Origin of the sequence: Rheinheimera pacifica (assembly GCF_024809855.1) — a bacterium.
GTDB lineage: Bacteria > Pseudomonadota > Gammaproteobacteria > Enterobacterales > Alteromonadaceae > Alishewanella > Alishewanella pacifica_A.
This window is the reverse complement of sequence record NZ_JANUEM010000009.1, coordinates 155,130-170,371: the sequence shown is the minus strand read 5'-3', so window position 1 is coordinate 170,371 and position 15,242 is coordinate 155,130. Positions and strand designations below refer to the sequence as shown.

9 protein-coding genes and 1 pseudogene are annotated in these 15,242 nt (G+C 46.4%); 4 read left to right on the top strand and 6 right to left on the bottom strand.

Going from position 1 to position 15,242, the window contains the following annotated elements:
• Positions 1 to 121 precede the first annotated feature (121 nt).
• The 4 genes and pseudogenes from M2404_RS13125 to M2404_RS13115 form a co-directional block, all read right to left on the bottom strand.
• Entirely contained in the window at positions 122 to 796 is a 675-nt protein-coding gene (locus M2404_RS13125; RefSeq protein ID WP_259240202.1) for a hypothetical protein, read from the bottom strand.
• Entirely contained in the window at positions 786 to 6,308 is a 5,523-nt protein-coding gene (locus M2404_RS13120) for an RHS repeat-associated core domain-containing protein (protein WP_259240201.1), read from the bottom strand. The genes M2404_RS13125 and M2404_RS13120 overlap by 11 nt, the downstream gene beginning before the upstream one ends.
• Positions 6,309 to 6,683: 375 nt before the next feature.
• Positions 6,684 to 7,283, bottom strand: a pseudogene (locus M2404_RS20345) (SpvB/TcaC N-terminal domain-containing protein); the annotation flags it as partial.
• 516 nt (positions 7,284 to 7,799) lie between these two features.
• Positions 7,800 to 8,156 carry a hypothetical protein gene (locus M2404_RS13115; RefSeq protein ID WP_259240200.1) on the bottom strand — a complete coding sequence of 119 codons (357 nt, stop codon included), beginning with the start codon at positions 8,154 to 8,156 and terminating at the stop codon, positions 7,800 to 7,802.
• 234 nt (positions 8,157 to 8,390) lie between these two features.
• On the opposite strand from M2404_RS13115, the gene M2404_RS13110 reads away from it, so the two are divergent.
• Positions 8,391 to 9,158 (top strand): M15 family metallopeptidase, encoded by a 768-nt coding sequence (locus tag M2404_RS13110; RefSeq protein WP_259240199.1) that lies wholly within the window; start codon positions 8,391 to 8,393, stop codon positions 9,156 to 9,158.
• A gap of 43 nt (positions 9,159 to 9,201) precedes the next feature.
• On the opposite strand, the gene mgtE is transcribed toward M2404_RS13110, so the two are convergent.
• Positions 9,202 to 10,545 carry a magnesium transporter gene (mgtE, locus tag M2404_RS13105; RefSeq protein ID WP_259240198.1) on the bottom strand — a complete coding sequence of 448 codons (1,344 nt, stop codon included), beginning with the start codon at positions 10,543 to 10,545 and terminating at the stop codon, positions 9,202 to 9,204.
• A gap of 293 nt (positions 10,546 to 10,838) precedes the next feature.
• Between mgtE and M2404_RS13100 the strand changes: the two genes are divergently transcribed.
• From M2404_RS13100 to M2404_RS13090, 3 genes are all read left to right on the top strand, one after another.
• Positions 10,839 to 11,642 (top strand): DUF432 domain-containing protein, encoded by an 804-nt coding sequence (locus tag M2404_RS13100; RefSeq protein WP_259240197.1) that lies wholly within the window; start codon positions 10,839 to 10,841, stop codon positions 11,640 to 11,642.
• Positions 11,643 to 11,654: 12 nt separating this feature from the next.
• Positions 11,655 to 12,506 (top strand): mechanosensitive ion channel family protein, encoded by an 852-nt coding sequence (locus M2404_RS13095; protein WP_259240196.1) that lies wholly within the window; start codon positions 11,655 to 11,657, stop codon positions 12,504 to 12,506.
• Between the two features lie 89 nt (positions 12,507 to 12,595).
• Entirely contained in the window at positions 12,596 to 14,215 is a 1,620-nt protein-coding gene (locus M2404_RS13090) for a BamA/TamA family outer membrane protein (protein ID WP_259240195.1), read from the top strand.
• Between the two features lie 215 nt (positions 14,216 to 14,430).
• On the opposite strand, the gene mutM is transcribed toward M2404_RS13090, so the two are convergent.
• Positions 14,431 to 15,240 (bottom strand): bifunctional DNA-formamidopyrimidine glycosylase/DNA-(apurinic or apyrimidinic site) lyase, encoded by an 810-nt coding sequence (mutM, locus tag M2404_RS13085; RefSeq protein WP_259240194.1) that lies wholly within the window; start codon positions 15,238 to 15,240, stop codon positions 14,431 to 14,433.
• Positions 15,241 to 15,242: the final 2 nt, after the last annotated feature.

Here is a 15,242-nt window from a genome sequence, read left to right as displayed (position 1 = left end):
AATACCTTGCGCCACTGTAAACACTTGTTGGATACGGCGAGTTACAACATTGAATGCGAAGGCTAAATTCGTGGGGATCCCTCAGACTCTGACCCATTGATTGTGCAATGACTTATCCCGTTTAAGCCAACCTGTCCACACAGTTACCTTCGAATATATCCAAGTGATATTCACCAGTTTCCTCCCATGCATAAGGAAAGAGAGCCTCCAAACCTTTCCCCAATATGAAATTAATCGCCTCAACGATATTCAAATTAAAGGTTAGGCTTTTAGGTTTTACCGCTACAATCGAAGCCAGCTCCTCAACTAATAAACTAAAACTGGGATCATTTGGACCTTGGCTAGAAAACAACACCCCGTTCTCACTTATTGATAGTAAATTAAATATACTCCTCGCATTTTCTGAGGTCAGCTTCACTACACCATAAAAAATCACATCATTATCATTAACGATTTCTTTCTCAAACAAAAAGCCTAGTGGTCCAACCTCGAAGTCCTTTTCTAACGCTCCACCTAATCCATAATGCCTTACGATATGGGTACCCTTTTTCCAGTATGGGCTAGCGATGAAGCAATAAACATCAATTGCACTTGATGAAAACCTTTTAGCAATAGCATCGTGAATAACAGCTGCTGCCTCACTCCAATTGGAATAGCTTACGGTAGTTACAAACAATTTCAAAACGCTCACAACGTTTTTTAGATCAGCCTTATCAAATCGATTAAACTCGTAGTCACTGCCTTTTACATCAGGCACATATTCGCTATAAAATTTGCTCATCGCACTAGTACTCATAATGCCCCTTTGTACCACCTGTTCCGTGATTGTTGAAATGGGATTTGTTGTAAACGCCGCCATCAGGAAACTTATGACCTGCTGGATGATTTTGGATTTTCCTACCTCCTCCAAAATCATATTCTGTAGCTGTTCTACGCGTATCTAATCCATCTGCTTTCAGGTTTTTAGTATGTGTTGTGTGCGTTTGACTTGTGGGAATCCCTGCATCTCGTTTTGCAGCTCGAAAGGCGGCCCTCTTCGACTCGAATTGCTGGACATTTTTTGGCGTCACACTCTTTGTAACTGCCTTTTTCAGAGCAAACCTAGCCCAACCCGCAGGATTAAAAATCCCCTCTATCTCTACCGGATCTATTGCGCCTGACGCCAGTGAATCCAAGCTAAACGCATACGCATCACCTGCTGGCTCGTAAAACCACGACGCATCCTGAATAACAGTGATACGCCCCAAACCACTAACATCCGTGACTGAGCCACTAGAGCCGTATTCAGTCCAGCCTTCACCTTTAGAAGCAGCATAGGTTTCAGCAGAAGTAGAGGACTCTACCGCTGCAAGATCTGTTGCTGTACCTCCCTGTGCATCACTAATTTTACCACTTGCAGCATGCTTGCTACCAAGTGCCGCAGCATCGCCCATAACAGCCTGGAATATAAAACTCTTAGCTAGCCCCTTCGCCATACCGCCGGCGAAGTTGGCCATCGCGGTGCCCCCGCCTTCTATCGCTTTAATGGCGCCTATCGCCATTTGCGCATAGCCATAGTATTGATAAGCCGTTAGCGCGACACTTAACGCAGTGCCTATTGCTGCTGTCGCGCTAGCGGCGGCAACATACTGCACTGCCCATACTACTAACATCTGAAAGAAGTAGCCCGACGGGTCGGTTTTATTCAACGGGTTATTCAGTACATAACTATAGCGGTTAAAGTTCTGAATATTGTTCGGCTGCTGCACAAACGGGTCGGCCTGTAAAAAACGCCCCAATATCGGGTCGTATACCCGGCCGCCCATATGCACCAAGCCTACTTCGTCTATTTGTTCGTGGCCGGTAAAACCGCGTAGCGTAATATTGCTGGTCAACAAACCACTACTGGCTTCTTCATGCTTCATAGCCCAGCTTTCAGCGTCGCGACGTGCACCGAAGGCATCAAAGCTCATGCTGTCTTCTTTTACACCATTGGCATTGGTTATTACATGGGTAGAGCCCAGATGGTCGGCCAGCAAATAACGTACTGTAGATTGGTTGACACTCTGAGACGCCACACGGCTAACCACCGCTTTATCACCTATATAGCGCTTTTGTACCCACTCACTGCCACCATAGCGCACAAACTCTACGTTACCCACATAGCGGGTTTCGGTATGCAGTGGAATAAAGGTCGTGATATCACCCATCATAATGGGGATTAACTTACCCTGGCGACCGCCAAACTCCAGCCGTTTGTATCTGTCTCCGGCCGGGTTGTAGTAAAACTCAACCTGATAGCTGCCTTTGGTAATTAATGTAGGCTTATTAAAGCTGTTATAGCTTAACCGGCGCTGGTTATCCTGCACCATATTGCCGTTGGCATCGTATTGGTAAGTATTAGCACGGGCTCCCGTAACACGGGTTACTGCATGTGGCCGGCTGCTGCCGTAAGTATAATTACCTACCCCGGTTTTGCTGGTGATATTACCCAAAGCATCATAATTAATATCAGTATTGGTATTACCTTTCGCGCTGGTAATACGGCTGGTTTTTACCCGGTTTAACACATCATAGGTGAAGGTTTCGCGGTTGCCTGTTATATAGTCATGCCGATAATTCAGGTTACCCAGATTATCCCAGTTATATAGCCAATTTTGCAGGGAACTTTGGCCGGAAGCCGAGCTACTAATGGTTTTAATTAAACCGGTATTCTGGTCAAACGTATGGCTACGGCTAATATAAGTGCCCAGCTTGTCCTGGGTTACATTACCAAAGGCGTCAATGGCATTAGCCTGCCAGTGACGGCGCACATTACCTGCAGCGTCTTTAATATCTTTATCATCAATGCTACTTAACCAGTTATTGGTATTGTAGTTATAAACCACGCCGCCGCTGGTGGCATCGGTTTCAGTCTGTAATCGCCCCAGGGTGTCATAAGCCCAGTGCTGGTTATATACAGTGCCATCGTCAAAGCGGGTAGCCTGCTGGCGCACCCGGGCAAAGGTGTCGTAGTAATAATTGGTTTTATAACCGGTTTTCTTGTCTTCTACCGAGCTTACCTGCCCAATAGCATAGGCGCCGCTGTCATAGATAGTTTCAACGTTATGCTCTATCACGCCACCCGGCTTTTTACGCAACATGGTTTTCTGGCGGCCCAGTATGTCATAGGTGTAAGTAATGACATTGCCATTGGCGTCAGACTGAGTTATCAGCTCATGAAATTTGTTGTAGCTGTAGTGAGTTACCCCTGCATCCGGATCGGTAATGCGTATTTTATTACCCCATTTGTCATAAGTGACAACAATCTTGTTATTGCTGGGATCGATAAGCTCAGCACTTTTACCATTGGCATCGTACTGGTACCAGGCAGTTTTATTATCCGCATCAGTAACTGATACTAAATCACCCAGGCTGTTTTTTACTTCTGTCTGGGCTTTGCCATTTGGTGCAGTACTAATTACGGCAAGGCCATTATAGGCAGTCAGCCACGCAGAATTATCTGGCTTGACCATACGATTTACGCGGCCTTGCATATCGTAAAATATCTGGCTTTTAGCCGGGCTACCGGAAGCATCAGAGAAATAGGGTACGGTTTCACTGATTTTACGGCCTTTGCCATCGTACTCTGTGTCAACCCAGATCCAATTATTTGCAAACCCTCTGGATGCAGTTCGTACAACCCGGCCAAGGCTGTCATAAGACGTAATTCTGGATGGTTGCCCGGTGGCAGTTTCATTTTCATAGTAAGAAGCTGTCTGCGGGCATACCCCTGATAGCAAGGTACCGCACCAATACTGGGTTTTGGTTTTCCTTAATACTGTAGTACCCGTTTTACTGGTGTTATTACCTGGTGTGGTAGTTTCAGTAATTAAACGGCCCAGGCTGTTGTAGTCCAGATATACCCTTTGGCCATTGGCATATTGGGTGTAATTAAGTAGCCCTTTACTTGTATAGTCATAGCTGGTGGTCTGACCCAAAGCATTGCTTTCAGACATCAAATACCGGCCATTGGCGTCATAGCTTCGCGTAACTTTTCGGCTTGTCATACCAGTAACGGATACTGTTTCTTCCGCAATCAATCCAAACGAGTTGAGTATATAAGTAGTTACAATGCCGCTATCTGATGTTTGGCTGGTTAGACGCCCGGTACCATCGTAAGCAAAACTGTTAGTTAACGTAATCACAGGCTGCGTGTAGTTGCTCCCTGCTACATTATTGGTTCGCTCTTTTCTAACCACTGCTTTAGTTAAACGCCCACCATATAGGCCGGTGTCATTGTAGCTATAGGTATTGGTTGTAGTTGTTTTTGCAATGGTGTAAGCATCAGACACAGTTTCTACTTGTGTTAATGGCTGAGCAAAGCTGTCAATACTGGTAATACTTTGTGTTTGCGTTGTCAGTACTTCAGCAGTGCTTTTATCTGTATCATAACGCCAGGTAGTAATAGTGGCAGGATAGACAAAACGCGCCTGGGTTTTATTGCTATTGGTACTGAAACTGGTATTGGCTTTTAACAGATAGCTAGCCGTACTTTTGCTCTGTAAACGCCATATCGGAGTTGACGACGTAGTACTATAGCTTTGCAGCATTCTTGGCTGCTCACAAATCCTCCCGTCGTAACACGGTGGAGGCTGGCATAACCAGGGCCTTTCATCACAGGGGTTTGTAGGGGGTGAATATTCACCAACCTGCACTTCAACCAGTGTTTCCGCCACACTGCCGCGATAATCTCCGTCCTGTCTATAGGTTGTTGTGGTGCGGGTGCCGCTGGCAAAACTTTCTATTTGTACCTTTTCATAGCCTAGCAGGCCACGACCCACCTGCATTTTTCCGCCGGTATAATGATAAGTAAGGGCATCAGCACCGGTTTTAATAGTACGGACAACCGGAATTGCTCCTTTGATATCCCTGACCAAATGACCGTTGCCCCAGTTCTTGGACGGACCGTCATTTTTACGGATATGCACAGAAGGATCATTTAAATTTGAATAACCAACGATGGTTTCCTCACCAAAGCCATTGGTAACTTTAGTGATACGTCGAAACCCGTTGTCGGGTAAGAACTTCAAATGATAACGGCCATGGAAGTCCAGCATATCTGGCGCTCCGTCACCATTCATATCAAGAAAGTTGGTGCTCCAGTACTCACGGTCAATACCGTCATAACCAAAACAGCCACCGTGGACAAAAGTATTTCCCTGCAAGGATTTATGACAAAACTGAATGCCATTCTTATACACTATACTCAATTTTTCAGTGCCATAGAACTTCAGTGTGTCTTCGTTAAACACTCCGGTAGATACCGCCGCATTAAAACCTGTACCGTTATTAATGCGAATAAACCATTCTTTGTTACTGGCTTGCCGGTAAGCGATATCTGCTAATCCATCGGCATTAATATCGACTGGTATTACTTTATCTATCAGAGCGACTGTCCCGATAGTGGCATATTCCGATAACGAGGTGGCACTGTTAGAAACCAGTATTTTCCACTGCACTGTACTATAGGAACTGTTCATGACACTAACAGCCTGTTCCTGTGTGTCCGATTGCTGCATAAATTCTGTTACTACAGGCTCTTCAACATAATGCGCAACTGCTGTTTGTGTTTCTTCTACTGCCGCCGTAATAGGTAAGCTGTGCCTGCTGTCAGATATTGTTGCATGTTTGGACATGGTGCCCACAGACAGAGGATTCTGGCATAACCAGGGCTGATTTGGATCACAGCAATTACCCCGTATTGCGCAAGGATCAGGGTTCGGATCGGTATAAGTTTGTCGTACCTGTACGATAAAATCGGCTTTACCATCACCATTAAAATCGGTGGCAGACAAAGTGTTATCTTCTTTATCAAATGGTACCAGTGCTACAGTGTAATTTGCTCCAGGGTTAATAAGATTAACTGTTACTTCTCTGAAAGTACTCTCCACTCCTGTTTTAGTACCTTTTTGGACTGAAAGCTTGTTATTCACGGTATGCAATAACTCCGGCAAGCCATCGCCATCCATATCCACATAATGTGAATAAGCATCACTGGTTGCCGCAGTAATATTTAATTTAGTATTCGTAAACCCACTGCCATTTTGTTTTATCTGGTACCAGAAACCACCAGCTCCACGGTAGATAATTTCATCTTTACCATCTTTATCAAGATCAACAATTTTCCATGTATTACGAAACGACTTACTGGCGATGTCATTATAGGTATGAGTTTGAACAAGATTAGAACCTGTATTCTGAATAAGAAATAAATGATCTGTCGAACTTCCCCGATCATTGCGGACATAAGCGATATCCAACAAACCATCACCGTTATAATCCCACATCTGATGGCCTTTGTACCTGCTGTTTCTGGAGAACTGTCCACCGTATTCCCCAAATCCAGAAGGCAAGTTCCACGCAAATATCGTTGGAGTAAGGCATTTATTGGAGCTATCGCACGCTTTTACACTAACTAAAACGTCATTGGATAAAAAACCGCCATAGTTCAGGGTGTAATTGCGTAATACCACTCCGTTCACTTTTGAAGTAATTGTATTCAGCCGCTTAGTAAGCGTTATAGCCTGCCCAGCAAGATAAGTAGTTTCCTTATCTGTTCTTGAATCATCATAGCTAAAAATAATTTCATTTGTCGGAGCAATACTGCTGTTACCACTGTATTTTATTGCAGTTAAGTAAAACTCAAGACTCTGGCTGTTTTTGGCATAGTGAAAAGTATAAAAATTACCTGACGCATCCTGGACTCGTTTTAACGCCCAGATAAAAGCTGCATTGGTATTTGTTAAAACTAACGCATCATTTTCACTGCCGTGACGGCCAAAATAATAAGTGTTTCCCTGAGTATCTTTCACTTCAAAGCTTACCGGCCCGCTCACGCCAGAGCTAGTTTTAGATACTACTTTTTCAAATGAGTCCTGTACCGTTCGGTATTCCGCATTATTTGCACCATATGTTTGACCAGTCTTAACTATCAGTTGTTGACCATCCAGACAAAAACGATCTGTCGCAGAAAAATCAACTTTGCTGATATTGCCATTTAGCTCCAGATTCTGTTCGCACCGGGTTATAATTCTTAGCCCGCCAATAGACCAGCCTCTGCCCAAATGGCCATTAGGGGCAGCAGAACTATATGTTAAAGCAACACCAGGTATAAGGTTACCTGTTGCAGGAGCTGTGGTAATAGGTAAAGAGTAAGTAAACTCGCCACTAGGCGTTACGCTGTGTTCACCCGCTAAGCTACCAACATAATCCCCCCTTTCATACTGTGGCGTAAACCCTGTATCCAAAGCATAAGAGACCATACCGGCACTATTAAGAATATCTGTGCGACCATCTGCATTAAAATCTTTCAATACTGATTCAGAAGATAAAGTCTGACCTACCGGAAAAGAGCGAGCTGTATAAATTCCGCCTTTTCTTTTTGTTATCAGAATATCCAGGCCTGAGTTGGTTTGAAGCAGGATGTCAGGCTGCCCATCTCCATCAAAGTCGCCTTTGAAACGCTTCCCATGGAGCTGTAGCAAGTGCTTAATCTTATCAAAATCAGCTTTTGATAGTGATTCAACAAGAAATCCGTCTTTATCAGGTATGACTTTAACAAAAGGAAAATCGTTAAATAGCCTTACTACTGGCGCCATGTCATCAGTCAGTAAAACATGCTTTACAGGCACTGCATAATAATAGTTGCCACTATCATCAACCCAAACATCAGCGATATCTGTTGCAGCGTTAGCGTAAACTGTATAGACGAAAAACGTAATAGCAAAGATTAACTTAAAGATCCCTTTCACGTAAAACCACCTTGTTAATTTAAAGCGTTATTCACTAACCAGAATTTCTACAGAAGACACCGCGCAAAATGCGTCTGATGCATCAAACTCAACAATTAATGGCGCATTCGAGGCAATAGCGGTTAAGAGTAAGGAATGCGTGCTATTAAAGTTTGGTGATGTCGTATCAAGGCTGGCGTAAACCCCCTTACGAAGCTCACAGCTTAAAGCCGCATTAACGCCGGCAGGAAAAGTTAAGAATATATCTTGCCCAGTTGTTTTAAGAGAGTGCACAAAAGTATTAGTTACACCCTCGCATTTCAATGCCTCACAATTTGCAAAAGCAGAAGTGCTTCCCAGTAACGCCGTAAAAAAAACTATAAAATTAACTTTATTGAAAAACATGCTTACCTCCCAGCAAAAAAAATGAAATCTTACACATAAAAAAACACATGTAAATATATAAATATGAAATTAGTTTAAAAATGAAAAGACTTTTATATGGTAAACAATATCAACATAAACGGTGTTATCTGAAAGCACTGACAAACATGCAGTCTCTATGTAGCAGCTATACTTCATACCAGCCGCAAGCTGCGGCTAACCCGCTAACACCGGGGTAACGGAGGAGCTTTTACTATGGCCAGAGATATGGTGATGGAACACCTGCATCCGACTTTCCGGCAAAAAGTCGAGTTGCTGTTGCAGGAACTTGCCCGTGCAAACTTACCTTTCAGATTATTTGAGGGCTTTCGCTCGCCACAGCGCCAGCGCGAGTTGTATAGCCAGGGCCGCACACGCCCCGGCGCCAAAGTTACCAATGCCGATGCCTGGAGCTCATTGCACCAGTATGGCGTTGCTGCCGATTTTGTACTTTATATTGACGGTAAATGGAGCTGGGATGACAGCGGCGAGCGCAAAGCCTGGTGGAAAACGCTGCATAAACTGGCGCAATTGCAGCAGCTGGAGCCATTAAGCTGGGAGTTGCCGCATTTACAAATGCAGGGTATGCAGCTGGCACAACTGCGCAGTGGCAGCTACCCGCCAAATGGCGATAGCGATTGGGCAGAAAACCTGCAACAAGCTATTGTTAGCTGGCACGGCACCCCACTGGCTCCACCGTTACCGGCTGCGCAATTTGATCGCCCACCGTTGCCAGCTAATGCGCCAGAACCTGAAACAAACAGTACGCTGGCGCAAGCTGGTTTAAAACGCGCTACAGTAATAGCCCGTGATGGTTTACGCCTGCGGGCAGGCCCGGGTACAAGTTTTGATGTTAAAACCACATTACGCAGTGGCCAGCTGATTACGGTAATACATACCAGTGGCGACTGGAGCCAGATAGATATTCAGGGTGACGGTTTAGCCGATGGCTACTGCCACAGCGGTTATCTGGCATTTGCGTAATTATGCCTTACCAGCACTGCGTTATATACGCAGTGCTGCCTGGTTAAAGCCCCAGGTACCAGGTCGCAATAGAGAAATACAGTACTACACCGGCAACGTCAGCAAGAGAGGTAATTAACGGCCCGCTGGCAGTAGCCGGGTCAAGGTTAAAACGGCTGAGCAGAAACGGTAGTGATAGGCCCGTTAAACTCCCCGCCAATACTACCAGCATCATCGTAAGCGATACCACCACAGCAATATCGTAACCACCTCGCCACCAGCCAAGCCCTACAACCGCAGCTGCCATCGTCAGGCCGAGCAAACCGGCAACCAGACATTCTTTACCAAGCAAATAGCCCCAGTCACGCAGTTTAATTTCGCCGGTGGCCAGTGCCCTTACCATCAGGGTGCCTGACTGTGCACCGGCATTACCACTGCTGCCTATCAGCAAGGGTAAAAAGAATAACAGGGCGATGTTGTCAGATATTGTGCCTTCAAAATAAGCAATACCGGCACCGGAGAAAATATTGCCAAATACCAGGATCACCAGCCAAAGCACCCGCTTGCGGTATAACAGGCCGATACCGGCGTCTTTTACACTGGTTTCCAGCTTGCCGATGGTGGCAGTTTTGTGAAAATCCTCTGTGGCTTCTTCTGCGGCAACGTCCATCGCATCATCGTAGGTTACAATACCCACCATCTGGTGCTCGCTGTTAACAATAGGCAGGGCCAGTAAGTCATATTTAGCGATTAACGAGGCTACTTCTTCCTGTGGCATATCAACACTGGCATAAATAGGATCGTGGTTAATCAGCTCTTCTATCGGCATATGCAGCGGTGCCAGAATAAGATCGCGCAATGACACCACACCGATTAATTTACGGGCAGCATCTACCACATAAGCAGAATAAATGGTTTCTTTGTCCGGCGCTTCACGGCGCAGTGAATCCAGCGCCTGTGCCACTGTCAGTTCAGCGGCAAGAATGGCGTAGTCAGACGTCATAATGGCGCCAGCGGTGCCTTCTTCATGCGACGTCAGACGCAATAAGTCTTCACGTTCGGCTTGCGCCAGTGCCGGCAGCAGGGTTTCACGTTGTTCGTCACTTAAGCGGTTGAATAAATCGGCGCGCTCATCAGATGACATCTGGCGGATGATAGGGGCCAGTTTACGGCGGCTGATACTAATCGATAATTTAACCTGTTCTTCTGCCGGTAAATAGCCAAATACTTCTGCTTGCTCAGCCCTTGGCAGCACTGTTAACAGCGTCCATAGATCCTGAGGCGCAAACTCAACCAGTGCACTGGCAAGGTCGGCGGGGTGCACATCGTCCAGCCGCTCACGCAGCAAATGTACAGTATCTGATTCCAGCGCGGTGCGCAGCGTGTTGATCAGCGCAGGTAATTCCATAGCAACCTCTTACTAAACAAGCTTAGTAAGGGCTGAAGATTACCTCACTAAGCAGCACAATTGGCGAAACAATTGCAAAAAATGGGTGTTGGCAGGCAAGGCCTGCTACTGGGCACGTCCATAAGGGTGATAAATCTCCGGCTAAGTTAATTAACCTGTTGCTGAATAAGCAAAATATTGCGCTATTTTATAAAGCATAGCAGTGAATCTCAACTGAATATTGCCAAAACGCCGATAGGACTTATACAGTCTTCTTGCTAAGATTGCTGCAGTACCATGATTGAGCAAACTATATGACAACAAAAAACTCAGCTGATAATGCCTGGTGGCTACCGGTTGAACTGGCCGCTGACAGCTGCTGGAGCTTTGACATAGGCCCGTTAAGTATTTATTTTAAACGCCAGGAGCAACAGTGGTTGCTGGCATATGAACGCACCGGCAGCATTGGCGAACGCAAACTGTTTAGTAGCTCCGCAGCTATTTGTATGCCACCGCAGCTAAAAGCTGAACGTTATATGTTTCGTCAAAGCCCGGCAGCATTGTGCCTGAAACCCGTGCTAATGGACAGGCCCGTCGTGGTGAAAACAATGCAGCCTGTGCATATCGCACCAACTGAACAAACTACCTTGTATATCAGCTCTCCGGTAAGCGTACGGGTGTCTTTGCAACAACCGGAATACCTGTTGCAAGAAATTGCCATAACGCGTTTATCCGATACCTGGTTTGGCCCTTCTACTCAGGTGGGCGAATTATGCTATGCCGACAAAACCCATGCCCGCTACAATAAAAACGAACTGCCACGGCGGCCACATCGTGCCATTACACCGGTGGTTATTCAAAACTCGTCAAAGCAAATGCTGTCATTGAGTAAGATCAGCATTCCAGTACCTTACCTGGCTGTATATAGCTCAGCTGATGGCAATTTGTGGACCGACCCGATAACGTTGCAACACGAAGGTGCCAACAGCCTGGCCCGCTTTAAAACCGGCACCTTGTCGGCCGCTGATGCCAGCGGAACAACCTTGCTCAGCCCGGCGCGGGCCGTTCCGGAAAAACATAACCTGATCCGCGCCTTTACCCATATTTTTGCTGAATAACCCAGAGGCAATATGACTGAACAACTACTGCATTGGCTGGAATCAGAACAAGCCAGCCATCTGTTAAGAGCCACAATTTTACTCCTCGCCGGTTTTGTTATCGCAAGCATGGCGTCGCGTGCTATTGGCCGTATTCTGAGTACGAACTTTTCGCAGCATCATGTCGTGCTGTTTAAACGCCTGGTGTACTGGCTATTGCTGGCGCTGTTTATAGCCTCGGCGCTAAAACAGTTGGGCTTTTCGCTTAGTGTATTACTTGGCGCCGCAGGCGTGCTGTCGGTTGCGCTGGGGTTTGCTTCACAAACCTCGGCATCTAACCTGATTAGCGGCTTATTTTTAATTGGCGAACAACCGTTTCAACTGGGCGATACCATTAAAGTGGGTAACACCACAGGTGAAGTATTATCAATAGATTTACTGTCGGTAAAACTGCGTACCTTTGATAATCTTTATGTACGCATTCCAAATGAAAGCCTGATTAAAAGCGAAATGACCAACCTGACACGCTTTCCAATCCGGCGTTTTGATCTCTTAATAGGCGTTGCTTACAAAGAAAATATCTCACAGGTACGCCAGATCATGCAGAACGTTGCTGACAATAATCCCTTATGTCTGGACGACCCCGGCCCGGCATTTTTATTTCTCGGCTTTGGCGACTCATCGCTGAATATTCAATTTTCAGTGTGGGCCAAGCGGGAAAACTTCCGCGATTTGCGCAACAGTCTGCAGGAAGAAATTAAACTGGCGTTTGATAAAGCGGGTATTGAAATTCCGTTTCCACAGCGCACCGTTTATCTGGCGCAACAGGCTACACCATTGCAAACAGAGGCGGCTGACTCAGTAAAACAGCACAAGCCGGCATAGGCTTTACTTGCTAAGTGCGCCGAAATAACGTTAACTGGTAACACTATTGCTACAGATACTATCTTATCGTCAGCCAGGGGAGCAGGCTTATGTTTCGCAGTCTAAGCTGCTTATTAACCGCTGTTTTTTGCTGTACCAGCTGGGCTGATTGCACTGACATCAGCCCGCAAAGTAATACCGCACTGCCCAAAGGCGTTATCGTGGGTAATATCGAGTACCAACGTAATAACGTATTCGATCTGAACGAGAAAGGCACATTCTGGTTGCACCGCTTTGCTAACTACAGCCACATTATAACTAAAGAGCCCACCGTACAGGACGACCTGCTGTTTCTGCCCGGTGAGCCCCTTAGCTTAAATGATCTGGAAGAAACCGAGCGCTTATTACGCAGCCGCGCCTATATCCGTGAAGCCTCCGTCAATGTGATCCGCTACTGCGAAGATACACAAAGCGTTGATGTACTGGTAGAAACCTGGGACAACTGGTCTTTGTTGCCCAAAGTAGATTTTAGCAGTGAAGGCGGTGAGACCGACTACTCCTTAGGTATTGCCGACGATAACCTGCTGGGTACCGGTAATCAGTTACAGCTGGATTACGCTAAAGACAGTGAACGCAGCGGCTATCTGCTAAGTTTCGCCTCGCCGAATATCTTCGGCACACACTGGAATACCCTCACCCGCTACGCCGATAACTCAGACGGCGAAAGCTATCACTTTACGCTGACACGGCCTTTTTACCGGCTATCGTCCAACTGGGCCTTCAGTTTAGATATAGAACAGAAAAAAGAAGAAATTAAAGACTATCTGTTAGGCGATGAAGTTAACCTGTATGACCGCAAACAAAAATGGTTTGAAACCTACGCCGGTTTTAAAATTGCAGAACAAGGTAACCGCATTCACCGGCTTAACGTGGGTATAACGCTGGACGATACCAAATTTCAGTATATCGATGAAACCCAGTATGCCGTACCGGAAGATCGCAATTTGTCTTCTGTCTGGCTGGAATATCAGATGCTGCAAACTGACTACAAAAAGCTGTTTAACATTAACCAGTTTAACCGGGTAGAAGATATTAACCTGGGCTGGCAGGCGCGCTTACGTATTGGCCGCTTGCAGTCATGGCTTAGTGCAGACAACCCCGGCTGGCAACTGGATTCTGAGCTGGCCAAGGTATGGCAGCTAAACAGTGACACCTTCTTGCTGGGTAACAGCCGCTATCAGGCGCTATGGTTAAAAGAAATGAACCAGCATTTGTTTAGTAATCAGCTGCAGTTAGTACATCAGTTAAACAACAGCAGTAGTGCTGTTGGCATTATTAACGCTGAATTTGGCCGTCAGCTGTTTCAGGATAACGCTTTGTACTTAGGCGGTGACACCGGCCTGCGCGCCTTTCCGCTGTACTACCAACGTGGTGACAGCCGTATTGTTGCTACTGCCGAATACCGCTACTTTACCGATTGGACAATATTACAATTGCTGGACGTAGGCTTTGCCAGCTTTGTTGATGCCGGCCGCAGCTGGGGCGCAGAGCAGGATTTTGACAGCAATATCGATGATGGTGTGTTGTTTGGCGTCGGTGGTGGTATCCGTTTGCTGTCTTCGCACTCCAGCCGTGGCACGATGATCCATATTGATTTAACCCATCCTTTTAGCGACAACCCCGAGCTGGATGCCTGGCAGTGGCGGGTTACTGCGAAAAAACGGTTTTAGTTCTCAGTTGTCTGACGAAAACCGGCTTGTCCTAAGTCAACCGTTGCAGGCCAGGATGGCCGACAAATTCGCAGGGAGCGAATTTGAACAGCTCTGCTGATTCGCAGGATAAACTTCATGGATGAAGTTTATAATCGAGCCCCCACGGATGGGTTCACGGCGTGTTGACGTGGGCAAACCGGTTTTCGCCTAAACTCAACTAGCCGTTTGAATTGTTAATTCTGGCATTTCGGACAAAACACGGTACTGCGCTGGCCAAGACGAATTTCACTTAATACCGTACCACAGGTTAAACAAGGCTGGCCGCTGCGGCCATACACCAGCAATTGCTGGGCAAAATAGCCTGGCTTACCGTCAGCCTGGCTAAAATCTTTTAACGTAGTACCGCCCTGCTTAATGGCTGCTGCCAATGTGTCTTTGATCACCGGCAACAGTTTTTTCAGTTGTTGTGCTGTTACCAATTTAGCTGGTTTAGAGGGTAAAATACCGGCTTTGAATAAAGCCTCGTTGGCGTAAATATTACCCACGCCTACCACTACATGGTTATCCATCAGTACCAGTTTTACTGCACTGCCCCGCCTGGCAAAAGCGGCGGTTAAATGCGCCAGATTAAAATTATCGCTCAGTGGCTCCGGCCCCAGGCTGGCCAGTAACGGGTGGGTTTCTCCCTTGTGTTGCCACAGCACCGCGCCAAAACGGCGGGTATCATTTAACCTTAGTGCCATACCGCTGGCTAATACCAGATCAATATGATCGTGTTTAGTTGCAGGCGTATCAGCAGGTATAACCTTTAAATGGCCCGACATACCCAGGTGCAAAATAATATCGCCCTCAGGCAACTGAATAAGCAAATACTTGGCGCGCCGTGTTACCGATAAAATCGGCTGGTTTAATTGGGCCAGCACCTCATCCGGCACCCACCAGCGCAGCTGGCGCTGGCGTGCCACCACGTTAACTAATTGCTGGTTTTCCAGATACGGGCTGATGCCCTGACGTGATACTTCAACTTCCGGTAATTCAGGCACGG

Bases quoted from the DNA above. Each gene is read 5' to 3' on its own strand.
- M2404_RS13090 (WP_259240195.1), top strand. From the start codon at position 12,596: ATGTTTCGCAGTCTAAGCTGCTTATTAACCGCTGTTTTTTGCTGTACC.
- mgtE (WP_259240198.1), bottom strand. From the start codon at position 10,545: ATGGAATTACCTGCGCTGATCAACACGCTGCGCACCGCGCTGGAATCA.
- M2404_RS13120 (WP_259240201.1), bottom strand. From the start codon at position 6,308: ATGTGGGATTATAACGGTGATGGTTTGTTGGATATCGCTTATGTCCGC.
- M2404_RS13095 (WP_259240196.1), top strand. From the start codon at position 11,655: ATGACTGAACAACTACTGCATTGGCTGGAATCAGAACAAGCCAGCCAT.
- M2404_RS13110 (WP_259240199.1), top strand. From the start codon at position 8,391: ATGGCCAGAGATATGGTGATGGAACACCTGCATCCGACTTTCCGGCAA.
- M2404_RS13100 (WP_259240197.1), top strand. From the start codon at position 10,839: ATGACAACAAAAAACTCAGCTGATAATGCCTGGTGGCTACCGGTTGAA.
- M2404_RS13125 (WP_259240202.1), bottom strand. From the start codon at position 796: ATGAGTACTAGTGCGATGAGCAAATTTTATAGCGAATATGTGCCTGAT.
- M2404_RS13115 (WP_259240200.1), bottom strand. From the start codon at position 8,156: ATGTTTTTCAATAAAGTTAATTTTATAGTTTTTTTTACGGCGTTACTG.